The organism is Pedobacter sp. GQ55 (genome assembly GCF_059758925.1).
Genome location: NZ_JCAXEI010000001.1, coordinates 304,022 through 330,158 on the forward strand (window position 1 = coordinate 304,022; position 26,137 = coordinate 330,158).

Genomic DNA, 26,137 nt, shown 5'->3' on the forward strand with positions numbered 1-26,137 from the left:
ATTATTTAAGCCTGATTTCGCTTACACTACTTCCTTGTGGAACCATAGGGAACACATTGTGTTCTTTGGCTACCATTACCTCTAAAAGGTAAGAACCTTTGTGGTTCAACATTTCTTCTAATGCTGCAACAAGGTCTTCACGCTCCGAAACTTTTTTACCTGCGATGTAGTAAGAATCAGCAAGTTTTACAAAGTCAGGACTGGTAATGTCTACAAACGAATAACGTTTTTCGTGGAATAATTGCTGCCACTGACGAACCATTCCTAAGAATCTGTTGTTCAAAATCATGATTTTAACATCGATACCACTTTGCATAATAGTTCCTAATTCCTGACAAGTCATCTGGAAACCACCATCACCAATAATGGCAACCACTGTACGCTCCGGAGCACCGAATTTAGCACCAATTGCAGCCGGTAAACCAAAGCCCATAGTACCTAAGCCACCGCTGGTAATATTGCTTCTTGTTTGGTTAAACTTGGCATAGCGACAAGCAACCATTTGATGTTGGCCAACATCGGTAACAATAACAGCATCACCTTTGGTTAGCTCATTTAATTTATTGATAACCTCGCCCATGGTAAGCTCGCCGCTTCCCGGGTTTAGTTCTGGATGGATTACGGTTTCTTGCTCAGTTTTATCAAAAGCCCTGAATTCTTCTACCCATTCCTTATGCGATTTCTGATCAACCAAAGCAGTTAAGAATGGTAAAGTTTCTTTACAATCGCCCCAAACAGGAACGTCTGCTTTTACGTTTTTATCAATTTCGGCAGGGTCAATATCCAAATGGATAACCTTTGCCTGTTTTGCATACTTATCTAAGCGGCCTGTAACACGGTCGTCGAAACGCATTCCGATTGCAATTAAAACATCGCAAGAGTTGGTTTGTACATTAGGGCCGTAATTGCCATGCATACCAAGCATACCAACATTTAACGGGTGATCTGTAGGGATGGCCCCAGCACCTAATATTGTCCATGCTGCCGGAATACCGCTTTTCTCTACAAAAGCCTTAAATTCTTGCTCTGCGTTACCTAATAAAACGCCTTGTCCAAATAGTATGAAAGGTTTTTTTGCTCCGTTAATTAACGCTGCAGCCTCCTCGATATATTCTTTTCGGATCAAAGGTTTAGGGCGGTAGCTACGGATGTGTTCGCAAGGCGTATATCCTTCGTATTCGAACATTTGTAACTGCGCGTTTTTGGTGATGTCAATTAAAACCGGACCTGGTCTTCCACTGCGTGCTATGTAAAAAGCTTTTGCAAGGACACTAGGGATTTCAGTGGCATCAGTTACCTGATAGTTCCATTTTGTAACTGGAGTGGTGATGTTAATTACATCAGTTTCCTGGAAAGCATCTGTTCCTAAAAGGTGTGCAAAAACCTGCCCTGTGATACAAACCATAGGAGTGCTGTCTATCTGAGCATCAGCCAAACCTGTTACCAGGTTTGTTGCGCCAGGACCGCTGGTTGCAAACACAACACCGACTTTGCCTGAAGTACGTGCGTAACCCTGGCCGGCGTGTGTGCCGCCTTGCTCATGACGTACTAAAATATGTTGTAATTTTTCTTTGTAATCATATAGCGCATCATAAATTGGCATGATGGCGCCGCCCGGGTAACCAAAAATGGTATCGGTACCCTCAGCTATTAATCCTTCCAATAAAGCTACAGAACCTGAAACAGTTGTTGTTTTTTTAGGTGCTGTTAAGGTTGCAGTTTCCTCGTGTGCTGTATCCATTGTTGTATGTTTAGGGTATAGGTTTTCTAATTAGTTAATCGTTGTAGGCATCAGTAACACAGCCTTCGCTGGCATTGCTTACTTGTTTAAGGTATTTGTAGAGCACTCCTTTTGTGACGGGCGGTGGTAACTGTTTCCAAACCGCTCGGCGGGTTGCCAGCTGCTCTTCAGTTAAATGAACATCAATTGAATTGTTTACCGCATCGATAGTGATGATGTCATCATCATGAACTAGTGCGATGTTTCCGCCATCCCATGCTTCAGGAGTGATGTGCCCTACTACGAAACCGTGAGTGCCACCGGAAAAACGACCGTCTGTAATTAAAGCAACAGTTTTACCTAAGCCTGCACCTATAATAACCGAAGTTGGTTTTAGCATTTCGGGCATACCCGGAGCTCCTTTAGGACCAACCTGTCTGATTACGACTACGTCTCCGCTTTTTACTTTTCCGCTTTGAATTCCTGCAATCAGTTTCTGCTCTCCGTCGAACACGCGGGCAGGGCCTACAAATTTTTCACCTTCTTTACCACTGATTTTAGCTACAGCACCTTTAGTTGCAAGGTTACCGTAAAGCATTTGTAAGTGACCGGTTTCTTTAATTGGTTCAGTTACCGGGAATATAATTTTTTGTTTATCGAAGTCAAGATCTACAGCATCTGCTACATTCTCTGCCAATGTTTTACCAGTAACAGTGATACAATCGCCATGAACTAAACCAACTTTTATCAGGTATTTTAAAACAGCAGGTACACCGCCAATTTCATGCAGATCTTCCATTAAATAAGTTCCGCTTGGTTTTAAGTCGGCAAGTACTGGAGTACTGTCGCTGATTTTTTGGAAATCACTAAGTTGTAAATTTAGGCCTACCGATTTAGCCATTGCAATTAAATGCAACACGGCATTGGTAGATCCACCTAAAACCATAACCGTTACGATAGCATTGTGGAATGATCTTTCTGTCATGATATCTGAAGGAAGGATATTTCTTTCCAATAGAATTCTGATTGCTTTACCGGCTTCTAAACACTCGTTTCTTTTTTCTTCACTTAATGCAGGATATGAAGAGCTATAAGGCAAACTCATACCTAGCGCTTCGATAGCAGAAGCCATAGTGTTAGCAGTATACATCCCTCCGCAAGCACCAGCACCAGGACAAGCATTTCTGATTACACCCTGGAAATCTTCTTCTTCTAAGTTACCTGCAAGTTTTTGACCTAATGCCTCAAAAGCAGAAACAATGTTTAATGCTTTACCCTTGTAGTTTCCAGAGTGGATACTTCCACCGTAAACCATGATAGATGGGCGATTTAAACGGCCCATTGCCATGATAGATCCTGGCATATTTTTATCGCAACCAGGTATAGTGATCAATCCATCGTAGTATTGTCCACCACAAATGGTTTCAATTGAATCTGCAATAACATCTCTTGAAACTAAAGAATAGCGCATTCCATCTGTTCCGTTAGACATACCATCACTAACACCAATAGTGCTGAATGTTAAACCGACCATGTCATTTTTCCATACACCATCTTTAACGATTTTGGCTAAATCATTTAAATGCATGTTGCAGGTGTTTCCATCATATCCCATGCTGGCAATACCAACCTGAGCTTTTTCCATATCTGCTTTAGTTAAACCAATTCCGTACAACATTGCTTGTGCAGCTGGTTGTGTTGGGTCTTGTGTAAAAGTTTTACTGTAGCGATTGATTTCTGGTGTTTGTGACATATTATGTGGTTAGGTCTTTTTTGTTATTTACTTATTATATTATGTAGTAGTTATATGATTACTTCGTAGTTCTGTTTTTCCAATACCAGGCATTTATAGGTGCGTTGTATGGTTGCACCAACACTTTCGGTCCATTTTAAGGGGAATGTATATTCGTCGACCGATCCTATTCCTGCAATTTCAGTAGCTGTACCACAGAAAAATGCACTATCTGCATGTTTAAGGTCCTTTACTGATAAATGTTTTTCAATAATTTCTATATCTAAAATATGGCATAGTTCAATTACTGTAGCGCGGGTAATACCTGGTAAAATGTTTCCCAGAGGAGGGGTGTATAACCTGCCATTTTTTTCGATAAAGATATTTGCGCCTGGGGCTTCAGCGACGTTGCCATACATATCAAGCAACAAAGCCTCATCAAATCCTTTACGTTTAGCCTCTGTGGTGGCTAGTATTGAGTTAACATAGTTGCCGCTAACCTTAGCCTCAATGGGTGTAGATTTAGGATTTGGACGCTCAAAACTTGATACGCAAACTTTAAGCAGTTTATGGCCAAGATAAGCTTCCCAGTCCCAAACACAGATCATGATTGAAGCTTCTTTTGCTGCAACCAATGACATGGCAGGCGGACAGTATATTAAAGGACGGATATACGCATCCTTTAAATTGTTGATTTCTAATAACCGGTAGGTTTGTTTGATTAATTTATTTATATCCCATGTAAATGGAATATGAACTAATTCTGCAGAGCGTTTTAATCTTTCGAAATGTTCTCTTACTTTAAAAATACGGGTACCATTGTGGGTGGAGTAGGCCCTTATCCCTTCAAAAACTGCATAGCCGTAATGTAACGACTGACCATACAAATCGGCGTTTGTATCGGCCGCTTTTTCGAACCGCCCATTTAAATAAAGTATGGTATTTGAATTGAAGTATTGCATTTTTTGTCAGGTATGTTTTTGTATTTTAGATGTTTCATTAAAAAAGCGCCACTTGTGGTGGCGCTCTAGTATATTTTAAGTATTCAATATTCCTTTATAGCGCCTTATCCTTCTGAATAATCAGTAGGAGAATTAGGTTAACAATTACAGTAAATAAGACGTTGACTGAAAGGTTCATATCGTTGTTTAATTTCTTGTTGTTTTATAGAATCCAATTTACCTCTTGGCGGTTAAACTATCAATAGGTGAATGAAAATAAATGAAAAAAAATATAATTCTTTATTTTGAGTATATTTAAGAATAATATTCTTAAATATACGTCATTTTAATATCTTAACGTGGTGGTCGCTATACCAAATATGAAATCGGTATTCGGTATAGGTGTTATGCTAGCATTATAAATTTGTGCATTTTCTTCTTAAAATGTGGAAAACCTTAAAAAAGTTGATTGAAATTTTGATTTTTTCAGGGGTGATTTTTTCCGTCACCAACCTGTCGTCAACTCTCCTCTCGATGACAAGAGTGTAAATAAAAAAAGCCCTTTGAAATTTTCAAAGGGCTTTTAGAATATTGTATGATTAAATATTAGGCAACCCCTTCGGCTAACACAATAATTTTGTTTTTTAAAACTTCAACTACACCACCTTTTATAGTAAAGGTTTCAGTGCCAGTTTTGGATTTAATAATTACAGGTCCATCCTCTAAAGTTGAAATAATAGGTGCATGGTCATGTAGTATCTGAAAAGATCCCATGGTGCCAGGAACAGTAACCGCAGTTACGTCACCTTCAAAAACTTTCTTATCTGGGGTTAATATTTCTAATGTCATATATATATTATGTACGCTTTAAAAATTAAGCGTTTGCTTCAGCTAATAGTTTTTTACCTTTTTCAATAGCCTCTTCAATGCTTCCAACTAGGTTAAATGCAGCTTCAGGATATTCATCAACTTCACCATCCATGATCATGTTAAATCCTTTGATGGTATCTTTAATGTCAACCAATACACCTTTTAAGCCTGTAAATTGCTCAGCAACGTGGAATGGCTGAGACAAGAAACGCTGAACACGACGTGCGCGCGATACAACTAATTTATCTTCTTCAGATAACTCGTCCATACCAAGAATTGCAATGATATCTTGTAATTCTTTGTAGCGTTGTAATGTTTCTTTAACACGTTGAGCTGTATTATAGTGCTCATCACCTAAAACAGCTGGAGATAAGATACGTGAAGTAGAATCCAATGGATCCACTGCAGGATAGATACCTAACTCAGCAATTTTACGGGATAATACTGTTGTAGCATCCAAGTGGGCAAAAGTTGTAGCCGGAGCCGGGTCAGTTAAATCATCCGCAGGTACGTAAACAGCCTGTACCGAAGTAATTGAACCACGTTTAGTTGAAGTAATACGCTCTTGCATTAAACCCATCTCAGTAGCAAGGGTTGGTTGGTAACCTACAGCAGAAGGCATACGACCTAATAGTGCAGATACCTCAGAACCAGCCTGAGTGAAACGGAAGATGTTGTCAACGAAGAAAAGGATGTCTTTTCCAGCGCCTTCGCCATCACCATCACGGAAATATTCAGCAACTGTTAATCCTGATAATGCTACACGAGCACGTGCACCAGGAGGCTCATTCATTTGACCGAATACCAATGTTGCTTTTGATTCTTTTAATTTTTCGGTATCAACTTTACTCAAATCCCATCCGCCTTTTTCCATTGAATGAAGGAAGTCTTCACCATAGTTGATTACACCAGACTCGATAAACTCACGTAAAAGGTCGTTACCTTCACGAGTACGCTCACCAACACCAGCGAATACAGATAAACCAGCATAAGCTTTCGCGATGTTGTTTACCAATTCCATGATCAATACCGTTTTACCTACCCCAGCACCACCGAACAATCCGATTTTACCACCTTTTGCATAAGGCTCTAATAAATCGATTACTTTAATACCTGTAAAAAGTACTTCAGTTTCAGTTGATAACTCATCAAATCTAGGAGGAGCATTGTGGATTGGTCTGCCACCGGTTTTGCTAACAGTATTAATACCATCGATAGCTTCACCAACAACATTGAATAAGCGACCTTTAATTTGATCGCCAACGGGCATTTGAATAGGAGCACCAGTGTCTAATGCTTTCATTCCACGAACCAAACCATCGGTTGAGTCCATTGCAATTGCACGTACGCGGTCTTCACCAAGATGTTGTTGAACTTCTAAAACGACTTTCTGTCCGTTTTCTTTTTCAATCTCTAATGCAGAGAAAATTTGAGGTAAATGAGCATCGTCAGCAAAACTCACGTCAACTACCGGTCCTATAATCTGCGCTATTTTTCCAATGTTAGGCATATATTGTTTTGGGTAAAATTATAAATATCAATTTGTTAAAGGCTGTTTTATGGGCCTACAATTCGGTTTGCAAAGTTAAAATTTTTATACAAGAAATACATATATAAATAAAAAGTTTTTCCACAGTTTTTTAATCAATAATTTAGCCGGTATTATTGAAGCTTTAATTATGCCTTTTAAAGCATTAAATAGTGATTTTGCTGCATTAGCAGCTGTTGAAAATTGTAAATAATCATTAATGAAAACCATACTAGTTACAGGAAGTAATGGCCTTTTGGGTCAGAAAATAACAGAGCGGTTATCTGCTACGAAGCAATTTAAGTTAATTGCAACATCAAAAGGGGCTGATCGTTTTCCTGTTAAAGATGGATATACTTATGCCGAAATGGACATTCTGGATCCGCAGAATGTGAAGGAAGTTGTTGGGCGTTACAAGCCTGATGCCATCATTCATACTGCAGCCATGACCAACGTGGATACCTGCGAAGATCAAAAGGAATTGGCTTATCAGTTGAACGTGGAATCGGTAAAAACACTAATCTCAGTTTGCGAGGCGTACGATATCCAGTTGGTGCATTTGTCAACCGATTTTATTTTTGATGGTGCAAAAGGGCCTTACGATGAAGAGGCAGATCCAAGTCCTTTAAGCTATTACGGACAAACGAAAGTCGAGGCAGAGAACGTTATTAAAGCCTCTAATTGCAGATGGGCAATTTTGCGTACTATATTAGTATATGGTATAGTAAGTGATATGAGCCGTAGTAATATAGTGCTATGGGCAAAAGGAGCTTTAGAAAAAGGTTCGCCAATAAACGTAGTTAACGATCAATGGCGCATGCCTACGCTAGCAGAGGATTTGGCTGATTGCTGCCTGCTTGCAGTTGAGAAGAATGCGCAGGGGGTATATAATGCTTCGGGAAAGGATATGATGAGTATTTCTGAACTGGTAGCAAGAGTAGCTGATTATTGGAAGCTTGATAAAAGCATGATCAGTGAGATCAGTGCAGAAACGCTTAATCAAACAGCAAAAAGACCTGTAAGAACAGGTTTTGTTTTGGACAAGACTATTCGGGACCTAGGTTATAATCCACACAGTTTTGAAGAAGGATTGGTAATTCTGGATCAGCAATTAAAGAAGTAGGGCAGAGGGGTCAGTGTTTTCTCATCTTTAGTATTTGATTTGAAAGAAGAGGATCACAAATTTATATTTGAACAATAAACTTAATCATACTATGGCATTACAAGTTGGCGATAAAGCCCCGGATTTTAAATTATTCAGTTCTGAGTTGAAAGAAGTAGCTCTTTCAGATTATCAAGGAAAAAAAGTTGTTGTACATTTTTTCCCTATGGCATTTACAGGTGTTTGTACTGCTCAGTTATGTACAATGAGAGATAGCTTTGGTTATTATGAAGGAATGAATGCTGCTGTTATTGGTATTTCTGTTGATTCTCCTTTTACCCTGGCTAAATTCAAAGAAGATCAAGCTTACCAATTTCCGTTACTTTCGGATTTTAATAAAGAAATATCGCAGGCTTACGGTGCATTTTACGAAGATTTTGTCTTCAATTTAAAGGGTGTCTCTAAAAGAGCTGCGTTTGTTTTGGACGAAGAAGGGAAAATTATCCATTCAGAAGTTTTAGAAGATGCCGGTAATATGCCTGATTTTGATGCGATTAAGAAAGCAGTAGAAGCATAATACAGTTCTGCAAGAGTAATGCTCAGAATAATTTTATAAAAAATATTGCTATTTTGAATTTCAAGCATTACTTTTGCAGTCCGTTAACGAAACGGAGTTATAATAGAAAAACGCATTTGTAGCTCAATTGGATAGAGCATCTCACTACGGATGAGAAGGTTTGGGGTTCGAATCCCTACAAGTGCACAAACGGATTTTTTCCGTTAAACACAAAAATAAAAACCCTTCGGTTTGGTAGCCAGAAGGGTTTTTTTACAAAAATCCCAAATTCAAGTTTAATTTTTCTGTGTCAACATTTTGGCAACAATAATTTTATTCAATTTCTATGGAAAAGGGGATAAAACAGCTTCACCTGGACCGAAATGGTATAAGAACATAGTACCTTGATCCAAAATCAATTTTTCCGACTTCGTGAACATAGAGGAAAAATTAGCGAAGTTGGAAAAAATGGCTAACCTTGTATTCTCTTCATTGTTTTACAATAGAAATTAGCCAAAGTAAAGAAGGAGGACGTATCATAATGATACGTCCTCCTTTGTTTTTAAAAAAGAATTATTTTTAGACTATCATACACAAAAATCCCTATTATCAAATGAAAAAATCTCTAACTCTCACTCTACCTATGATGCTAATTTTACTAAATTTTAGCTGCAAGAAAAGTAATTTAGACCAATCCCTAAGCTATGACAAAGCTTTAGAAAGTAAGAGCGTATCGGCTAGCACCTTAACAGGAACACCATCATTCCCGTTAGATTGGGAAAACATCTCGTTTATGCCCGTGCCTCCTAATGTAACACCGATACCTGTACCTTGGCAGTCAGGGCTAGGTGGGGTAAAAATTAATCAAGACATAATCTCAGATTACGCCGAATCTGATGGGTGGGAATTGGTTTACAATACTTTTAATGCTGGTGTTGTTTACAATCCATCATATTTTATGCTTTACAATAAATATAGAGGTGTTTTGAGAACTTATTTTTATTTTGCTCCCGGGCAGAATTATCCTTCCAATAATATTGTTTCCGAACTATCAATCAATGGATCGGCTGCTGCCAGCTCACCTGTATTAAATTTTTCAGGAAGCGATATTGTAAATTATGATGTAAACCAATCGGCTGTTACACAGCTTCAACCCTTTCAAGTCTCCTCGACCGGTTCATGGTATGCTTCCGAGTTTGAACTAGCTTATGACGAAAATACTGCTAGTACAGCTTATCCCACAACGACAATGGAGTGGCAAATAAACCCCAATAGTATTGCAAGTATTACTTTGAACGGAACGCAAACAGGAAGCTTAAATGGAACTATTGCTGTCCCTTCTTCAAAAACAAATTTTTTCGGAGCCTTAACAAATACTGTTGTCAATGCGGCTCTTGGTGTAGGATCATCACACGCGACTCAAGCTATAAGTTTTTTAGACAGTACAGATAAACCGAAGGTAGCAACAGCAATTACAAATGGTTTGGCAGGCAGTATAAGTGGGTTTTTAAATGGCATTTTTGGTTTTACAAAAAGGACTACGATTAATGAAAAAGTTTCATTAACGCTCAACACTAACATTACTGTTAATGGAAGTTCTACAGTTAGCAGTCAATTGTTTGACAACGTTTTCGCTATTCCAGGCACATTAAATAATGACCAGGCTGTTCCTTTTTATCCGGCATATAACCAACCAATGGGGGTTTTTTATGTTGATGGTAAACCACAAGTGTACCAAGAAGTTACAAATCCAAGCGTTATCCTTCCGCAAGTGCCTCCTGGAGAGCCAGACCCTTGGCATGGAAGAACAAAAGGGTACGCTCCAACAAGAAGATATACTATTAACCTAAATTCTTTTAATTTAGTTTTTAATCCAGCAGTCTTATCTGATGCTACAATCAGTAATATTAAATATGAAGTTTTGGCATATGATATGACATCTATTATCAATAATACTACTCTTAATGACATTAGTGTTTCATCTCAAAATAAAGAAGATATTTTGGGGCACGGAATAGTTGCTTCTGATCCCACAGCGGTTACAATATCTTATTTATCTGTGTTACCTGGTAGCCCACCAAGCGCAGCTGAAGCCGCTGTTCGTGTGTCTTTTGATGTAGTTCCAAAAGACGGGTCCCCAAAACAGACCATAGTTAAGACATTTAAAGCCAATGTAATAAGTATTTAATGTTGCTTGACTTAGCTTTGAGTGATAATTAATTTAAGAAATGGAATAGAGAGGAGCCTGTATCATAAATCATGATATCAGGCTCTTTTTCACTTAGTAAGTTTTTTTATAGTATTGATTTTAAGTGTTTTAAGTTAGTTTTTATGGTTTTAAATTTGGTTTAACTATCTGATTATTATTATAAATACACGAAAATCAGATGTTTAAACGATATTAGTCCCAAAAATATTACTGCAAAACCCTCGAAATCAGCAAAATAAAAAATCTATTAAACAAAAAAAAGTCTGTAATCATGATTTATGATACAGACTCTTTTTTGTTTCTGAAGATACGTGTTTGCGAATTCACAATTCATGAATTGTGAATTTGGATATGAAACTCCCCCAATACCTTTTCTTCTTTTGAAGTTTATTCTGCACCAAGTGCTTCGAGCAGGTCCTCTTTGATAAAGACCCATTGCTTCCCGCGAAGGCAAATTGGATTGAGATCTGGATCGGCGTTATCAAAATTCGAGAAATTTTTCCGGATCAGATTTGGATCATGTGTCCACTCAAAACGCTGACGGTGTAAATCAATCATGGTGTTGACTGGATATTGCGGCAGCAGCTCGTGCAGGTCCCAGAAATCTTTTTTACGGCCACCTCTCTGAATTACATCTATTTTCATAGCAATAATCTCCTCTATCGTAGCCATTCGAACACCATCTGAGTCAACGTATGGTTGGAAGAATGGATCCATGGAATAATATACATCGAGTTTGACTACATGATCTTGATCGGTTCCAACTAGATAAGATTTACCCATAACGTGATTGCCGCCAAAATCTCCATGCACATAAGCGAAACTGTTTTTTAGACATGCTTCAATGGCATCGAAGTCTATGGATCGGTAAGGTTCCCCGGTAAATAGGTCAATATCTACCGACATCCTATGTCCCAGATGAAGACTCAATGCTGTACCTCCAACAAGACGGAAACTCGCGAATTCTTCCTTTTTCATTAGCAACAGCAAGCCGTCTTTCAGGGTTTTGTTCACAGTATTCCAATACATCCTATTTGGTTTTTATATTCCTCATTACAGGAAGGCTATTGCCTGCAATTTTATCGCTGCCAGTAATGAATTTTACTTTTTCTTTTCCATAAAAATTGAGGATTTCCTGTTTTTCCTCATTATTCCCACGCTCAAATACGCGCTCAATTATTGATTTATATTGATCTTTCCAATTGATCTGATCGAAATCTGTATCCCAGAAGAGGATTTTGCGTATAACAGAAAGATCCGGATGATCCTGTTGCTTATGCTTTTCTTTCTCAATTTCAAAATATGCCTGCAATAAATGCATGGTTCCTTCTTCCAATCCCAATGCTTTATCAATTTTTAAGGACAATGCAGTTGGTATGCTTCGCTTGCCTTTCGTTATATCATTAATTGTCTGTGGATATATCTGCAGAGATAATGCAAATGGACGTTTTTTAAGATTCCGCTTTTTTAGCTCACGCGCTAGAATCATACCAGGATGAATACCTCTATAATTTTCAAGTGCCGTTTCCATAATACAAATATAAACAAAAATGATTATATAATAGATCGTACAATATCTCTTAATTTTTGTTTGCTAAATTTAATTTATCTATTATAGTGATTACGACTGATATTCAAAATAGTTCAAAAAAAGCTGATCCCATGTGGGAAATGGGCCAAATTACAAATTCCCACATGGGAAGGTCGGATTTCATGATTAACTTGTAGAGTAAACAAGCTAAAATCAGCCTTTTAGAAGCCTTAAGCGGGTATTTCGCATGTTTTGAATATAGTTCTTCATTTCAGAAACAACCTTCAAATCCTTAAGGAATTGGTGTGATCGGAATAAATCTGGGAGCACAAACAAAGTTTCCCATATGGGAAAGATTCTTGAAAATTTTTATAAGGCCTTTAGATGATTTCTAAAGGCCTTTTTTGTTTATGGATGTGTCCATAAAACCCTAGTTAACAGGATCAATCCCAAAACTTGTGGAGCAAGAATGATAACACGAATGATACGTGGGGCAATACTAACACTTGTAGAGTAAAGTTATTTCTGATGTGCCAGTCCACGGTTGGTTGATGTAAATTCACAATTCATGAATCGTGAATTCATTAGTATTCTTCCAATATAGTAGATAAAAAAGCTACGATTGGCGTTATTATATCAATTCCTTAATATCTGATTTTCTAATGAAATCCCATATAGGAATTGGTATTTGTGAAAATTCCCAAATGGGAAGGATTGTTTTTCAGCTTTAGAATTAATGGCAATCTCCTGAAATAAGTCCTTACATGGATATTTCATCAACAGAGGAGATAATCGACAAAAAGGCCGCTTTGATAAAAAGTGGCCTTTTTGAAAGCTTAAGCCGACCATTTCTTTCAAACGGGGGGCTAATAACTTTATGAAGCTGTTTTATAGTTTATTATAAAAAGCCCGAGTTCATAACTGTTTCTGGCAGTCAGGCCGTGTTGGCACTATCATTTGTCGCAGTTAGCTGATTCAAAAAATCGATGTACAAGGGAACGCTTTTTTCTATCCATTCTTCTGAAGGGTTGTTGGCCATTCCATAATAAGCAAAAAGAGGTCTGTAATCGGCTTTCACGTACCCAAATGTCAGTTCGAAGGGACGGGTCATTTCTTCGAGAGAATATTTGTAAGCTCCCCCTTTCTTTACTTCCTCTTCTTTAAGGCCTAATGAAATAGCCAATGCTATCTTCTTTCCCCTTAATTTATAGCCGCTTGTGTTGCCATATGCCCAGCCATGGGTAAGAACCTCGTCCATCCATCTCTTTAATAATGCAGGGCCATGATACCAGTAGAAAGGAAACTGAAAAATAATCCGATCGTGTTCTTCAATCATTTTTTGTTCTGCTGCAATGTCAAATTGCTGGCTAGGATAAACCTCGTGTAATTGGTGTACGTGATTTTTTTCTGGGAATTTTTCTAATTCTTGAATCCATCTTTTGTTTATTCGTGAATTTTTAATGTCAGGATGGATGACGATGATCAATGTTTTCATTGTATATTAAATTATATAGCAAATTTGCGTTGGCAGGAATATTTGTCTATTAGCTTTATTTAAGCGACTCCGATATATGTGTCGCTTTGTTCCCTTTGAAATTGATCCAGAAATTTGAGGTACAATGGAACGCTTTTTTCAACCCATTCTTCCGAAGGATTATAGGTCATTCCGTAGTAAGCAAAAAGTGGTCTGTAATCGGCTTTTAGGTACTCAAATGTTAATTCGAACGGGCGGGTCATTTCTTCGAGCGAATATTTATAAGTTGCGCCGGGCTGTACTTCTTCTTCCTTTAGACCTAATGATATAGCCAAAGCAAACTTCTTCGCTCTTAATTTATGGCCGCTTTGACTCCCATACGCCCAGCCATGGGTAAAAACTTCATCCATCCATTTTTTCAATAATGCCGGACAATTGAACCAATAGTAGGGGAACTGCAGAACAATCCGATCATGTTCTTCGATCAGCTTCTGTTCTGCTGCAATATCAAATTGCTGGGTAGGATAAACTTCATGTAATTGATGCACATGGAACTGTTCTGGGAATTTTTCTAATTCTTTGATCCATCTTTTATTGATTACTGAATTTTTAATGTCAGGATGGATAACGATAATTAATGTTTTCATGTTATGGTAAAAATTGGGTAAAAAAGGTAGAGGGGTTAAGTAGATCTATATAACCCGTTGTAGGTATTATAATTATTTCCAACCACCACCAAGCGAGCGGTAAAGTTCTGCAACGGCGCTTAGCTGCTGGCGCTTTATAGAGGCCAGTTCCAGTTCGCTTTGCAGTACATTACTTTGAGCGGTGATGACCTCCAGGTAGTTGGCCATACCATTTTTAAATAACAAATTGGCATTGTCTGTAGCCTGCTGTAAGGTCTGCACACGACTGGCAGCAATGCCCTGGCGCGCTTTCAGCTTTTCGATTGTTACCAGTGCATCAGATACCTCACCAACGGCATTGAGCACTGACTGCCGGAATTGCAGTACCACCTTCTCCCGCTCAATTTTTGATACTTCATACTGGGTTTTCAGTTTTTTGCGATTGAAAACGGGTTGTAAAACACTGCCGGCCGCCGTGCCGAACAATGATGCCGGTATGTTGAACCAGTTACTGGCCTTCAAGGAGTTTACCCCAACCGCTGCAGTTATACTCAGTACGGGATACATGCTAGCTTTATTAAAGCCGACATTTGCGTTGGCCACGCTAAGTGCTAACTCAGCACTGCGTACATCAGGTCTGCGGCTTACCACCTCAGATGGCAGACCCGCAGGTATATTTTCTGCAGGATTAAGCTGATTTAAACGCGTACTGTGCTCAATACGATCAGGCAACACTCCGGTAAGGACGCGCAGGGCATTTTCCTGGATGGCGATGTTCTGCTCAAATTGCGGCACAAGCTGAGCCGCTGCCAATTGTTGTGCTTCTGCTTGCTGAACAGCAAGTGAACTAACCTGTCCTGCCTGTAACTGCAATTTAATAATTTGCAGTGTACTGTCGTTCAGCCTGAGATTTCGCTGGGCAATATCCAGCTGTTCATCAAGCATCAAAAGGTTATAATAGCCCTGCGATACAGAAGACACAATACTGGTCTGGATCGCCTTCCTGGCTTCGGCGGTTTGGAGGTATTGAGCCAGCGCGGCTTTGCTCTGATTGCGGATCCTGCCCCAGATATCTACCTCCCATGATAGAGAGAGGTTAGCGTTGTAATCTTCTATGTGGTTAGTGCCTAAAAACTGCTTCAGGGTCAGCCCATTCAAACTATTGTCTGATGGGCGGTTGGTATTTGCAGAAACGTTTAAACTTGCCTGAGGTGTGTAATTAAACTTGATCTGTTTGAATAACAGTCGTGAAGATTCCATATTTTTTAGTGCGATCTGCATATCAAAATTGTTTTTGATCGCGCTATCAAGCAGCTGTCGCAGGATCGCGTCGCTAAAAAAGTCTTTCCACTGCAAGTCAGCAATGCTGCTGGTGTCGGCAGTGGCTACCGCATTCCTGAAAGCAGCAGGCAATTCTGGTGTTGGTGTTTCCATGTTTCTGGAAACGTTGCAGGCGCTTATGATCATTAATAAGACTGCTGCGCTTAATATCTTTTTCATTTGTTTCTTTTTGATGTTTGTCCTACCCATATCCTCTCCGAATCCGGAGGGGATTGAGTTTTGGCAGGATATTATGATAATTCCGGTTCTAATTGTTTGACAGGATGCTCGTGGCCAGCCTTGTCCGGATCCTTTTCAACATGTTTTTCGCTGATTTTCTCCTGCAGGTGCTGGAAGATGACGAACAGGACCGGGATAATGAACAGTCCTAACAATACACCGGATACCATACCTCCGGCTGCGCCGATGCTGATCGAATGGTTACCTTGTGCAGACGGTCCAGTGGCAATACTCATCGGGAACAACCCGGCCACAAAAGCCAGTGAGGTCATGATGATCGGACGGAGCCTTAATTTGGCTGCCTCTATGGCCGCATCGAATAGTGACAGGCCGGCCTTTCTTCGCTGTACCGCGAATTCAACGATTAGAATCGCATTCTTGGCAAGCAAACCGACCAGCATGATCAGCGCTACCTGAACGTAGATGCTGTTGGAGATACCTGTCAACCCAATGGCTACGAAGACGCCGAATATTCCGGCCGGCAAAGACAGGATTACTGCCAGTGGAAGGATATAGCTTTCATATTGCGCTGCCAACAGGAAATACACAAAGACCAGACATAAGATGAATACCAGGGTGGACTGTCCTCCGGAAGCGATCTCTTCACGGGTTTGACCGGAGAATTCATAGGTGTATCCCTCTGGCAGCTGCTGAGCAGCCACCTCTTCAACCGCTCTGATGGCCGCGCCGGAACTAAAACCGGGCTTCGGTATCGCATTGACCGAGATCGAATTGAACATGTTATATCTTGAAACTGTCTCCGAACCATAGACCCGGCTTAATTTTACCAACGAGTTCATTGGTACCATATCACCCGCCTTATTTTTAACAAAAACACGGTCTATAGCTGAGGGATCCGCCCGGTCAGTAATATCGGCCTGGACCATTACCCTGTAATATTTACCAAAGCGGTTAAAATCTGAGGCTTGGGCACTGCCGAAATACGCCTGCATGGTTTCCAGGATGTCTTTTACATTAACGCCTAGCTGACCTGCTTTATCGTCATTAATTTCCATCTGCAATTGAGGATAATCAGCTTTAAAGCTGGTAAAGGCTACACCAATTTCAGGGCGTTTCATTAACTCTGTAATAAACTGCTGGGAAATACCACTGAACTTATCCAGTTTACCCCCTGTTTTATCCTGTAAGACCAGGTCCAAAGCTTCCACGCTGCTGAAACCTGGAACCGTCGGGAAGCTGAAAACAAATGCCCCAGCCCCGGTAATTTCGCTCATTTTACCTCTTGCCTGGTCCATAATGGCATCGAGATTTTTCACCTCACCCCGCTCTTTGCTGGGCTTTAATAAAATGTAGATGATCCCCTTAGATGGACTCATGGAGTTGGTGAGCACATCAAAACCAGAAATGGCAGTTACAAAGCGTACAGCGTCCAATTTCTTTAAGGAGGTTTCTGCCTGCTTCATTACTTTTTGAGTTCCGTCAAGGGTTGTTCCCGATGGCGTATTTAAAGCAATGGCGATAAATCCCTGATCTTCTGTGGGTATAAATGCTGAGGGTGTAAATTTTATCATGACCACAGTAGCAATGGTCACCAGCGCCAAACCAGCCATACTTAGCCATTTATGGTTGATCAGAAATTTCAAACCGCCCACATAACGATTGGTTATCGCGTTAAAGCTGCTGTTAAAACCGATGAAGAACTTTTCTTTAAAGCCTCTTTTAACCGGTATTTCTCCATCATGAGCAGGAGCGCCATGGACATCTTTCAGGAACAATGCTGCCAATGCAGGGCTTAGCGTCAGGGCATTTACAGCCGAGATGACAATCGCTATGGCCATGGTAAAGGCAAACTGACGATAGAACAAACCGGTAGAACCTTCCATTGAACCCACTGGCACGAACACTGCTGCCATGACTAAAGTAATGGAGATGATCGCCCCGGAAATTTCATGCATGGCCTCATGGGTAGCTGCTTTCGGCCCCAGGCCCTTATGTTCCATCTTTGCATGAACGGCCTCGACGACCACGATCGCATCATCCACCACAATGCCGATGGCCAGTATCAGGGCAAACAGGGTCAGCAGATTGATCGAGAAACCAAAGATATGCATGAAAAAGAAGGTGCCTAATATGGCCACCGGAACAGCAATAGCCGGGATCAAGGTCGAGCGGAAATCCTGCAGGAATAGGAATACGACAACAAATACTAGAATAAAGGCTTCGATCAGCGTGTCCTTTACCTGTGCAATAGATTCATCCAGTGCTATTTTGGTGCTAAAAAAGATCTGGTGTTTTATTCCGGCCGGAAAACTTTTGGAGGCCTTCTCCATTGCTTTTCGTACGGCTATCTGTGTTTCATTGGCATTTGCGCCTGATAACTGAAGGATACCCAGAACCACACCTTTTTTACCGCTTAAACGGGTTATGCTGTTGTAAGAAAAGGTGCCCAATTCTACCCTCGCCACATCTTTTAAGCGAAGTACCGAACCGTCAGGGTTGGACCTGATTGCGATATTCCCATATTCTTCCGGCTTGGTCAGTTTGCCCTTGTATTTGATCACATATTCAAATACTTCTTTACTGTGCTGGCCAAATTTTCCCGGCGCCGCTTCCAGACTTTTATCCTGGATGGCTTGGGTAACTTCATTGGGAGTTACTTGGTGGGCCGACATCTGGGATGGGTTTAACCATACCCGCATTGAATAATCTTTTGATCCCCCATATATACTTGCCAAACCAACCCCCGGAATACGTTTTAGTTCAGGGAGAATATTGATCTCGGCGTAGTTGCCAACAAAGGTCTGATCATACCTGGATTCATCCTCGGTATATAAACCAATACCCATCATAAAAGTAACATGTTGTTTAGATGTGGTGATCCCTTGCTGAACTACTTCGGCAGGCAAATGACTCAATGCCTGTGACACGCGGTTCTGAACGTTAATGGCTGCCTGGTCAGGGTCTGTACCCAGTTTAAAATAAACAGCGATGGATATCGTCCCGTCATTGCTGGCCGTTGAGTTCATGTAGGTCATATCTTCAACGCCGTTGATTGATTCTTCCAGTGATGGCGCTACCGAACGCAAAACTGTTTCAGCATTTGCACCCGGATACAGTGCACTGACCACAACAGATGGCGGCGCGATATCAGGAAACTGCTGTATGGGCAGCTTAATCAGGCTGATTACACCCAATATCACCAGTATAATGGAAATAACGGTAGCCAGTACAGGTCTTTGTATAAATATTTTGAACATGGTCGTAAATCTTATTTGTTGTGAATTAATTGAGCAGCCATTGCAGTTGCTTTTTGAGGCTGGATTACCTGTCCTTCCTGCAAGCGGTCGAGGCCGCTCAGTACGATCTGGTCACCCGGTTTTAAACCATCTCCAACCAGGTAATTTGTTCCGGTTTTTCCGATCACTGAAATCGGTCTTTTGGTAACTTTGTTGCCTTTACCCAGGGCAAATACAAAGACTTTGTCCTGCATCTCCATTGTTGCTGACTGCGGAACTAAAATGGTCTTATCATGGGTCAGACCTAATCGAAGCTTACCTGTATTTCCTGAACGCAAATTCCCGCTGTCATTGGGAAAAGTAGCCCTTAAAGTGATTGCAGCAGTACCTTTATCAAACTGGCCGCTGATCATATCAATTTTTCCTTTAAGGGGATAAACAGAATTATCGGACAACAGTAATTCAACCGGGGGAAGTTGTCTAATCCTGTCGCCGGGAGTTTTTCCAGGATAGTTTTTGTTGAACGTGTTGAAATCATTTTCCGCCAGGGCAAAGTAAACATGTACCTGGTCGATATCCGAGAGCTGGGTTAATGGGGTTTGATCGGCAGGTGAAACCAAACTTCCCTGTTTTTTAGGGATCAGGCCGATGTAGCCGCTCACGGTCGCCTTGACTTTGGTATAGCTCAAATTAATCTGTGCTGAGGCAACACCTGCTTTGGCCTGCTGGGCATTTGCCTGCGCGATCTGGTAAGCGGTCTTCGCTGTGCGCAGCTGAAACTCTGAAACCACTTTGTTTTCAACCAGTGGCGTTAATTTATCAACCTCCAATTGTGCGTTTAATATTGCAGCTTCAGCGGCCTGCAGGGTAGCTTTTGCATTGTTCAGTGCCTCTTTGTAGGGTTGGGCATTGATTAGAAATAGGGTTTGACCTGCAGAAACATATGCGCCTTCATTCACCAGGACACTTTGTATATACCCGCTCACCTGCGGACGCACATCGATGTCAACTGTTCCCTGGATAGCACCAGGGTATTCAGCGAAAGTGGTTTCTGAGGTTTCATTAACCATACTCACCGGCAAGGCAGGTGGGGACGCAGCGGCCGATTGATCGCCAGAAGGTTTACAGCCAAGTAAACTGATCGCAATTATAGTTAGAACAATCAGGTGCCTGAATTGATTAAGCCATTTTACGGCGTTAATTGAATCAAAAAGATAATGGATAGCATTCATGAGATTATATATTTTAAATTTTAATTATTGAGTGATGTGTGATAATTTTTAACAGCGTTAAATCATTGGTTAAAAAAAATCAACTGTTGATAGATAGGGTGATGCCCTTGATGGCGTCTTTTAAGATTTGCTGGTTTAACCGGTCAGTTGTTCTGCCGTTAAGGTGTACCAGATTAATGGATACCAGCCCGTGAATGACCGACCAATAGGTATGGTATTTTAGGCAGATGCTGTCTTCAGCAACTGGCTTTTTTCGGAATAAGGATTCAATAACTTCGGACAACATTGCATAGAGGTTGTCAATTTCAGGCAGCTGGCTGTTATCGCTGCAGCTGACCATGTCTACTCCGTACATCAGCCGGTAAAATTCCTGGTGGGTAAAAGCAAAATTCCAATAGGCAATCCACATGGCTTCCATTTTATCTTCTGCCTTTTCGTATCTGTCACGGGCCTCCCGTATTTCCCGGGTCAAAACCAGGTAGCCACTTCTGGTTAACTCCAGCAGAATGCCTTCTTTGTTGGTGAAATATTCGTAAATAATCGGCGCGGTATACTCAATCTGATCTGCAATTTTCCGCATGCTCAGTGCTTGCCAACCCTCAACCTGGGCAATGTACAATGCAGCATTCAGAATGTTTGTCCTGGTTTCGTCTTTCAGACGAAGTATCCTTTCCTTACTTCCCATAGCTTGCACTGGTTATGGGCATGACAGCGAGGGTTGCTGTGGCCATTTTTGTTTTCATATTCTTGTTGTTATTGTTAAGGCAAAATTACCCTGGTTTATCAGGGGCCTATTTCATGAGAAGTTCAAAAACTATCGTATAAAGTTCATTTCCTTTAAGGAGAGTTTGGGTGCACAATGGTCTGCCAACCTCTTAAGTGGTTGATAAAACGCTCGCTTAATCCTCCCTGGCGTAGGTATGCCGCCATTACCGGGAGTTTCGGGGTATGGTACATGGGGTTGGCCTTGACCTGAAGCGGAAAGTCCCGCTGAATGATTCCTGCCCTGGCGATCAACACAAAATCGCAACCCTCTTCCAACAGCTCTGCGGCACGTTGCCCGCTATAGATCTTTCCGGCTGCCCCCAGGCGCACGCCTTTGCGCGGGAGTTCGGTAAAGACACTAAGCATAGTCTTTCCACGGAATGCTCCCTCCTGAACAACCTGGGCTGAATCCCATAATGCCAGGTCCAGGTAGTCGATCAGTTCCCGGTCAAAGAATGCTGCCGTAATTTCCCTCAATTCCTCTAGGACCAGTCCGTAGCGCTCGATCGATAAGCGCCAGCCAATCTGAAAATCAGGGCCGCAGGCCTGGCGAATGCCTTCAATGACCTCGGTGGTTAGCCGTGCACGGTTCTCCAGGCTACCTCCATACTTATCCCTGCGGTCGTTCAGGTAAGGTGACATGAATTCAGAGAGGATCCATCCGAAAGCGCCATGTACGGCTACACCATCGAAGCCGGCCAGTTGTGCCCTTTTTGCAGCAGTGATAAAGTTATCGCGGATTCGCTCTACTTCTTCGGTGGTAATGGCCTTTATTCCCGGCACAGTATCATTTGAAGCAGGAGCGGGTATTCCCCCCAGGAGCGGGTTTGCACGGTGTCCTGCATGGTGTAACTGCACCGCGGACAGTCCTCCTCCCTGACGAATTGCGGATGCCATTTTGGTCAGGCCTTGCAAATGGTCGTCACTGTGTATACCCAGCTGACGCGCAAATGCAATACCTCCTGCTTCCACGGTAGTAGCACAGGTTTGGATCAATGCGTAACCCCCCTGACCAAGTTGCTCCATCCAAATCTGATCGAACGGAGATGCTGTGCCGTCATATTCACTTTGCTGGTTGGTAAGTGGCGCCATCATGAAACGATTTCTCATTTCTGGGCCATGCAGCAGCGTGAGCGGCTTAAATAAATTAGAGACGGACATATGATTTAAATTTTATTGAAATTATTATACGCTTGTTGTTTTGAATGGGGTAAAATTAGCTTCCCTTTTATCGCGCCTGTTTCTGGAAACGTTCAAAAACTATCGTAATAAGTTCAGCTACGGAAGGTCTCGATGTATAACAGTCAGCAATTCGCGGATCATCTTGGCTGTAGCTCCCCAGGTTTTATAACCATTCAGCTCGTAATACGGTGTCAAGACTACATCGCCAGGTATACGGATTTCAGCACACCCTAGAATCTTTGGATCAGTAAAATAATTCAGCTTCGCTTCAAAGATCTGTTTAACCTCCCGTGGGTCGGGTATCAGGTCAGGGCGGTAGGGAAGATATCCGACAACTGGAAGGACAAGGAAATCGCTTGGGGCAATATAAATCTCCGTAAGCGTTCCTAAAACCTTTACTTGATCTACTCGTAGTCCAATCTCTTCCTGCGCCTCCCGTAATGCAGTTTGGATGAGGTCTTCATCTGCCTGTTCGTATCTGCCTCCCGGAAAACCGACTTCACCGGAATGAAAGCCGTCATACGAATTCCTTAAGATCAAGGTGAAATAAATCTCGTTGCTGAATGGATACAGCAGCATCAGCACAGCGCTCTTACGGGTTTGCTCGTTCGGCCGCACACCGAGGTACCCTGCCGTAAAAGCCTCCATCATCATGTGAGCTGTTTCGCCGGGAAGAGGTTTTTTAAGATTAGCAACTAGTTTCTCTATGAATAGCGAGAAGAATTTCGGTGCATCCATTTCCAAAGGGTTTTATGGTGTTATCCATGCGCATTGATCTTGTAGCGGCTAACTTTCTACAAAAGTTTAGCTTTTGTTAATCTCAGCATTCACAATTGTCGCCTAAGCAGGATTGGCCAGGACTAGCTGGGGATACATTTAAGTTGCTCAACCAATTGTCGATGATTAATTTTAGGCTGTCATAATCCTGAAATCCACGAGTGATCACTTTAACATTTCCATTTTCCAAAGTGAGCAAGGTTGGAAATCCCTGAACGCCAAGCTGTCTGCTAAACTGAAACCCCTGATTTGTTTTTTGCTTGATTTCTTCGGACCTGAACCTTTCTAAAAAGACATTCTTTTCAATTCCTAGCTCTTCGGCCAGCCCTGCAAGTACATCTCCACTGGTAATATCTTTTCCCTCAACGTAGAATGATTTTTGCATCAGATGCAAAAACTCGAAATCCTGTTTTGGCAATAACTCCTGTATGACGGTAAGCGCACGGCTGGGCGGTTCGGTATCATAGCGGAAGGATTCAGAGATGAACTTCATGGAATGGTCGAAAAACTGTCCGCTTCGTTGATTTACATTCCTCCAGTGAAATGCCAGGAAATCTTTATACTCCTGGTCAACAATTTGCTGACTATAAGGGGAAAAGCCGCCTGAGGTAATTTGCAGGTCGATTTCCGGATAGTTCTCTTTTAGTTTTTTTACCGCAGGACTAAAACCGTAGCACCATGAGCACATTGGATCTGTAAAATAAAACATTTTCATAATTTCTATCTTTTGAACAGGACAAAAGTAGACGCGTTTTTAAAGCGGCGATTTCTTAAAAAGGTCAAAAACTATCGCATAAAGTTCAGTGTCATTTGTGCAAACAGAAAGAAAAAATTATCCATGATAATATCGCATTTGTCCATTGGCCATTTGTAGCAAAATCTGCATATTTATCTCCTGTTTAAAACGGAAAAATTGAGGATGGTAAAAGTCTGTAATGCGACTTATATATGATAATGATCGATCTTAATTGTAGTAGTATCATCAATGAGAACCCTGAAGTTTTATCCTGGAATGATGACATTTATGTCATGCATTACAGGCAGCCGCAGGAAATCAAAATGGCGAATATGTGTGTGCATATGAACCTGATCAGTATCGTGCTGCAAGGAACAAAAGAAATCCTTGACCAAGGTAGTAAAATGATCGTACCTGCAGGTTCAGGGTTTTTTATGAAAAAAGGTTCCTATCTGGTTACTGATAAAGTTGATGAGCCGCATAACGGGCATGAATCCATCATCATTTTTTTTTCAGACACATGGTTGCGCTCACAGGCTGAAAGTATTTTGGCATGCTCAAACGGAGCAACATCAGGAACACAAGCTTGTCGTGATATGGCATTGCTTCCAAAGGATGATCTGATGGGGATATTGACATCGCAGCTGCTGTCCTGTTTTACAGCGGAAGCAGATCCTGAGCGTTTGCAGTCATTTTTACCTGTCAAAATCAGGGAACTGTTACAAGTATTAGTATCGGGGCCCGGAGGCCATCATTTTGAGACGCAGCTGCGTAGCCTGGATACCTTTGCAGATCCTGACCTAACACTGCTGATGCAAAGTCACTATAAGGAGAATATTTCCCTGGAGCAATACGCTTTCCTTGCCAATTGCAGTCTATCTACCTTTAAACGCAGGTTCAATCAGACCTTTAGGATGAACCCCGGAAAATGGATCATGCAGCGCAGGCTGGAAGAGGCTTATCAATTGTTGCGATCAGAAATGAACGTTACTCAGATTGCTTACGAGGTCGGCTTTGAAACTCCGGCACACTTTGTCGCATCTTTTAAGGAGAAATACGGAAATACGCCTAAAAAAATGCAGCAGAAGCTGGTCAATTGATAGCCGCATCCTAAGCTAGTACTTAGCCCTTGAACCAGCAGATCGGATAAAAAATCATCCATGAGATTGTAAAAATTCTCCATTTTTACCGGGCGCGTATCCGGCCATCTTTGACAGACAAAAGTTTATACCTAAAATTTAATAAAATGTCTGTTTCTGACTTATTCAAACCACTAACCTTGCTGCATGGTGCTGAAATGAGGAATCGTTTCATGATGGCGCCGCTCACCAGTCAGCAGAGCAATGATGACGGCAGCGCTTCTGAATTTGACCAATTCTGGATCGAGCAACTTGCCCGGAGCGGTTATGCATTAATACAAGCCGGTGCTTCTACCGTGGAAGTAGGGGGGATTGCCTTTGAACGCCAGATGGGTATTCACAGCGATGACCATTTATCGGGGCTGACCAAAATGGCAACAGCTATCCGCGAGGGAGGCGCGCTTTCAGCAGTGCAGTTACACCATGCTGGTCATCGTGCCGTGCCTGCAGTGGGCGGTATTCCAGCTCCGGCTTCGGCCAAAACAGTTCCAGGTGTAAAGGCCATTACCACCGAAGAGGTGGAACGAATCCGCGACAGCTTTATTGCAGCGGCCAAGAGAGCTCAGCTGGCAGGTTTCGATGGGATATCGGTGCATGGTGCTTTCGGGTGGATTCTTTCAGAATTCCTTTCTCCGAATTTAAACGACCGGACGGACAAATATGGAGGGAGCGTGGAGAACCGCGCACGTTTCACGCTGGAAGTTATCGAAGGTATTCGCCGGGCCTGTGGTCCTGATTTTCAGATCGGCTGGCGCTTATCGATTGAGCGCTATGGTTTGCGCCTGGAGGAGCTGCGCGAGATTACTGCTGAGATCTTTGACCGTGAACTGATTGACTACCTGGACCTGGCACTGTGGGATTCGGCTCAGGTGGTTAGGGAAGGAATCTTTCAGGGAAAGACCTTGCTGAGTGTTTTTACAGAACTCCCCCGCAAAGGCGTTCGTTTAGGCGCAGCCGGAAAGATCTACAGCGGACAGCGTGCTGCTGAGCTGCTGGAGGAAGGTTGCGACTTTGTGCTCATCGCCAGGGCTGGCATATTGCAACGGGACTTTCCGCTCCAGGTAAAATCGAATCCCATGTATGAGAGCCCAAAAATGCCTGTAACAGCCGAATACCTGCGCCAGGGTGGATTGAGCGAGCGCTTCATTGAGACCATGCGGGGATGGCAGACTTTCGTTCGTCCGGGTTCCCGGTAACTGCGCGCACCGGTGTAAAAAGTCTCCATGATATAGTAAAAATCATCCATTCTCTAAGCATCCT

General features: G+C 41.8%; 21 protein-coding genes and 1 tRNA gene. 6 read left to right on the top strand and 16 right to left on the bottom strand.

The window, feature by feature from the left end:
- Position 1: 1 nt before the first annotated feature.
- The 5 genes from ilvB to atpD form a co-directional block, all read right to left on the bottom strand.
- Entirely contained in the window at positions 2 to 1,741 is a 1,740-nt protein-coding gene (gene ilvB, locus AC6CH7_RS01220; protein ID WP_498260938.1) for a biosynthetic-type acetolactate synthase large subunit, read from the bottom strand.
- A gap of 34 nt (positions 1,742 to 1,775) precedes the next feature.
- On the bottom strand, positions 1,776 to 3,473 hold the full coding sequence (ilvD, locus tag AC6CH7_RS01225; RefSeq protein ID WP_498260939.1) for a dihydroxy-acid dehydratase: 1,698 nt from the start codon (positions 3,471 to 3,473) through the stop codon (positions 1,776 to 1,778).
- Positions 3,474 to 3,523: 50 nt separating this feature from the next.
- Entirely contained in the window at positions 3,524 to 4,414 is an 891-nt protein-coding gene (locus tag AC6CH7_RS01230) for a branched-chain amino acid transaminase (RefSeq protein ID WP_498260940.1), read from the bottom strand.
- A 585-nt stretch (positions 4,415 to 4,999) separates the two neighbouring features.
- On the bottom strand, positions 5,000 to 5,242 hold the full coding sequence (atpC, locus tag AC6CH7_RS01235) for an ATP synthase F1 subunit epsilon (protein WP_498260941.1): 243 nt from the start codon (positions 5,240 to 5,242) through the stop codon (positions 5,000 to 5,002).
- A 25-nt stretch (positions 5,243 to 5,267) separates the two neighbouring features.
- Positions 5,268 to 6,773, bottom strand: a complete 1,506-nt coding sequence (gene atpD / locus AC6CH7_RS01240; RefSeq protein WP_048903946.1) for a F0F1 ATP synthase subunit beta — start codon at positions 6,771 to 6,773, stop codon at positions 5,268 to 5,270.
- A gap of 238 nt (positions 6,774 to 7,011) precedes the next feature.
- Here atpD and AC6CH7_RS01245 point away from each other — a divergent pair, with 238 nt between their 5' ends.
- From AC6CH7_RS01245 to AC6CH7_RS01260, 4 genes are all read left to right on the top strand, one after another.
- The gene (locus AC6CH7_RS01245; protein WP_498260942.1) at positions 7,012 to 7,914 is read left to right on the top strand and encodes an SDR family oxidoreductase; all 903 of its coding nucleotides are present in this window, start codon (positions 7,012 to 7,014) and stop codon (positions 7,912 to 7,914) included.
- Positions 7,915 to 8,005: 91 nt separating this feature from the next.
- Complete coding sequence (locus AC6CH7_RS01250) at positions 8,006 to 8,470, top strand: redoxin domain-containing protein (RefSeq protein WP_498260943.1); 465 nt, start codon at positions 8,006 to 8,008, stop codon at positions 8,468 to 8,470.
- A 112-nt stretch (positions 8,471 to 8,582) separates the two neighbouring features.
- Positions 8,583 to 8,656 (top strand) — tRNA-Arg (locus AC6CH7_RS01255).
- Positions 8,657 to 9,062: 406 nt separating this feature from the next.
- Positions 9,063 to 10,637 carry a hypothetical protein gene (locus AC6CH7_RS01260; protein ID WP_498260944.1) on the top strand — a complete coding sequence of 525 codons (1,575 nt, stop codon included), beginning with the start codon at positions 9,063 to 9,065 and terminating at the stop codon, positions 10,635 to 10,637.
- A 408-nt stretch (positions 10,638 to 11,045) separates the two neighbouring features.
- Here AC6CH7_RS01260 and AC6CH7_RS01265 read toward each other — a convergent pair whose 3' ends face one another.
- The 11 genes from AC6CH7_RS01265 to AC6CH7_RS01315 all read right to left on the bottom strand — a co-directional run bounded on the left by AC6CH7_RS01265 (position 11,046) and on the right by AC6CH7_RS01315 (position 23,717).
- Positions 11,046 to 11,687 carry a nucleotidyl transferase AbiEii/AbiGii toxin family protein gene (locus AC6CH7_RS01265; RefSeq protein WP_498260945.1) on the bottom strand — a complete coding sequence of 214 codons (642 nt, stop codon included), beginning with the start codon at positions 11,685 to 11,687 and terminating at the stop codon, positions 11,046 to 11,048.
- 1 nt (position 11,688) lies between these two features.
- Positions 11,689 to 12,189 carry a helix-turn-helix transcriptional regulator gene (locus AC6CH7_RS01270; protein ID WP_172660916.1) on the bottom strand — a complete coding sequence of 167 codons (501 nt, stop codon included), beginning with the start codon at positions 12,187 to 12,189 and terminating at the stop codon, positions 11,689 to 11,691.
- Between the two features lie 934 nt (positions 12,190 to 13,123).
- Entirely contained in the window at positions 13,124 to 13,684 is a 561-nt protein-coding gene (locus AC6CH7_RS01275; RefSeq protein ID WP_498260946.1) for an NAD(P)H-dependent oxidoreductase, read from the bottom strand.
- 59 nt (positions 13,685 to 13,743) lie between these two features.
- A complete protein-coding gene (locus AC6CH7_RS01280) occupies positions 13,744 to 14,310 on the bottom strand; it encodes an NAD(P)H-dependent oxidoreductase (protein WP_498260947.1) in 567 nt (188 codons plus the stop codon).
- Positions 14,311 to 14,382: 72 nt separating this feature from the next.
- Positions 14,383 to 15,789 (bottom strand): efflux transporter outer membrane subunit, encoded by a 1,407-nt coding sequence (locus tag AC6CH7_RS01285; RefSeq protein ID WP_498260948.1) that lies wholly within the window; start codon positions 15,787 to 15,789, stop codon positions 14,383 to 14,385.
- 71 nt (positions 15,790 to 15,860) lie between these two features.
- Positions 15,861 to 19,067 (bottom strand): efflux RND transporter permease subunit, encoded by a 3,207-nt coding sequence (locus AC6CH7_RS01290; protein ID WP_498260949.1) that lies wholly within the window; start codon positions 19,065 to 19,067, stop codon positions 15,861 to 15,863.
- Between the two features lie 11 nt (positions 19,068 to 19,078).
- Positions 19,079 to 20,278 (bottom strand): efflux RND transporter periplasmic adaptor subunit, encoded by a 1,200-nt coding sequence (locus tag AC6CH7_RS01295; RefSeq protein WP_498260950.1) that lies wholly within the window; start codon positions 20,276 to 20,278, stop codon positions 19,079 to 19,081.
- 79 nt (positions 20,279 to 20,357) lie between these two features.
- Entirely contained in the window at positions 20,358 to 20,963 is a 606-nt protein-coding gene (locus AC6CH7_RS01300; protein WP_498260951.1) for a TetR/AcrR family transcriptional regulator, read from the bottom strand.
- A 152-nt stretch (positions 20,964 to 21,115) separates the two neighbouring features.
- On the bottom strand, positions 21,116 to 22,204 hold the full coding sequence (locus AC6CH7_RS01305) for an NADH:flavin oxidoreductase (protein WP_498260952.1): 1,089 nt from the start codon (positions 22,202 to 22,204) through the stop codon (positions 21,116 to 21,118).
- A 117-nt stretch (positions 22,205 to 22,321) separates the two neighbouring features.
- Positions 22,322 to 22,963: an NUDIX hydrolase gene (locus AC6CH7_RS01310; RefSeq protein WP_498260953.1), complete on the bottom strand. Its 642-nt coding sequence runs from the start codon at positions 22,961 to 22,963 to the stop codon at positions 22,322 to 22,324.
- An 82-nt stretch (positions 22,964 to 23,045) separates the two neighbouring features.
- Complete coding sequence (locus tag AC6CH7_RS01315) at positions 23,046 to 23,717, bottom strand: DsbA family protein (RefSeq protein ID WP_498260954.1); 672 nt, start codon at positions 23,715 to 23,717, stop codon at positions 23,046 to 23,048.
- A 239-nt stretch (positions 23,718 to 23,956) separates the two neighbouring features.
- On the opposite strand from AC6CH7_RS01315, the gene AC6CH7_RS01320 reads away from it, so the two are divergent.
- Together AC6CH7_RS01320 and AC6CH7_RS01325 are read left to right on the top strand one after the other, a co-directional pair.
- A complete protein-coding gene (locus tag AC6CH7_RS01320; protein WP_498260955.1) occupies positions 23,957 to 24,838 on the top strand; it encodes an AraC family transcriptional regulator in 882 nt (293 codons plus the stop codon).
- A gap of 146 nt (positions 24,839 to 24,984) precedes the next feature.
- A complete protein-coding gene (locus AC6CH7_RS01325) occupies positions 24,985 to 26,073 on the top strand; it encodes an NADH:flavin oxidoreductase (protein ID WP_498260956.1) in 1,089 nt (362 codons plus the stop codon).
- The last annotated feature ends 64 nt before the right edge of the window (positions 26,074 to 26,137 follow it).

What these genes read in the sequence shown, in the direction of transcription:
- AC6CH7_RS01290 (WP_498260949.1), bottom strand. Translation starts at nt 19,067, where the DNA reads ATGTTCAAAATATTTATACAAAGACCTGTACTGGCTACCGTTATTTCC.
- AC6CH7_RS01310 (WP_498260953.1), bottom strand. Translation starts at nt 22,963, where the DNA reads ATGGATGCACCGAAATTCTTCTCGCTATTCATAGAGAAACTAGTTGCT.
- AC6CH7_RS01280 (WP_498260947.1), bottom strand. Translation starts at nt 14,310, where the DNA reads ATGAAAACATTAATTATCGTTATCCATCCTGACATTAAAAATTCAGTA.
- AC6CH7_RS01315 (WP_498260954.1), bottom strand. Translation starts at nt 23,717, where the DNA reads ATGAAAATGTTTTATTTTACAGATCCAATGTGCTCATGGTGCTACGGT.
- atpC (WP_498260941.1), bottom strand. Translation starts at nt 5,242, where the DNA reads ATGACATTAGAAATATTAACCCCAGATAAGAAAGTTTTTGAAGGTGAC.
- ilvB (WP_498260938.1), bottom strand. Translation starts at nt 1,741, where the DNA reads ATGGATACAGCACACGAGGAAACTGCAACCTTAACAGCACCTAAAAAA.
- AC6CH7_RS01260 (WP_498260944.1), top strand. Translation starts at nt 9,063, where the DNA reads ATGAAAAAATCTCTAACTCTCACTCTACCTATGATGCTAATTTTACTA.
- AC6CH7_RS01245 (WP_498260942.1), top strand. Translation starts at nt 7,012, where the DNA reads ATGAAAACCATACTAGTTACAGGAAGTAATGGCCTTTTGGGTCAGAAA.
- AC6CH7_RS01275 (WP_498260946.1), bottom strand. Translation starts at nt 13,684, where the DNA reads ATGAAAACATTGATCATCGTCATCCATCCTGACATTAAAAATTCACGA.
- AC6CH7_RS01305 (WP_498260952.1), bottom strand. Translation starts at nt 22,204, where the DNA reads ATGTCCGTCTCTAATTTATTTAAGCCGCTCACGCTGCTGCATGGCCCA.
- AC6CH7_RS01300 (WP_498260951.1), bottom strand. Translation starts at nt 20,963, where the DNA reads ATGGGAAGTAAGGAAAGGATACTTCGTCTGAAAGACGAAACCAGGACA.
- AC6CH7_RS01270 (WP_172660916.1), bottom strand. Translation starts at nt 12,189, where the DNA reads ATGGAAACGGCACTTGAAAATTATAGAGGTATTCATCCTGGTATGATT.
- atpD (WP_048903946.1), bottom strand. Translation starts at nt 6,773, where the DNA reads ATGCCTAACATTGGAAAAATAGCGCAGATTATAGGACCGGTAGTTGAC.
- AC6CH7_RS01250 (WP_498260943.1), top strand. Translation starts at nt 8,006, where the DNA reads ATGGCATTACAAGTTGGCGATAAAGCCCCGGATTTTAAATTATTCAGT.
- AC6CH7_RS01230 (WP_498260940.1), bottom strand. Translation starts at nt 4,414, where the DNA reads ATGCAATACTTCAATTCAAATACCATACTTTATTTAAATGGGCGGTTC.
- AC6CH7_RS01295 (WP_498260950.1), bottom strand. Translation starts at nt 20,278, where the DNA reads ATGAATGCTATCCATTATCTTTTTGATTCAATTAACGCCGTAAAATGG.
- AC6CH7_RS01285 (WP_498260948.1), bottom strand. Translation starts at nt 15,789, where the DNA reads ATGAAAAAGATATTAAGCGCAGCAGTCTTATTAATGATCATAAGCGCC.
- AC6CH7_RS01325 (WP_498260956.1), top strand. Translation starts at nt 24,985, where the DNA reads ATGTCTGTTTCTGACTTATTCAAACCACTAACCTTGCTGCATGGTGCT.
- AC6CH7_RS01320 (WP_498260955.1), top strand. Translation starts at nt 23,957, where the DNA reads ATGATCGATCTTAATTGTAGTAGTATCATCAATGAGAACCCTGAAGTT.
- AC6CH7_RS01265 (WP_498260945.1), bottom strand. Translation starts at nt 11,687, where the DNA reads ATGTATTGGAATACTGTGAACAAAACCCTGAAAGACGGCTTGCTGTTG.
- ilvD (WP_498260939.1), bottom strand. Translation starts at nt 3,473, where the DNA reads ATGTCACAAACACCAGAAATCAATCGCTACAGTAAAACTTTTACACAA.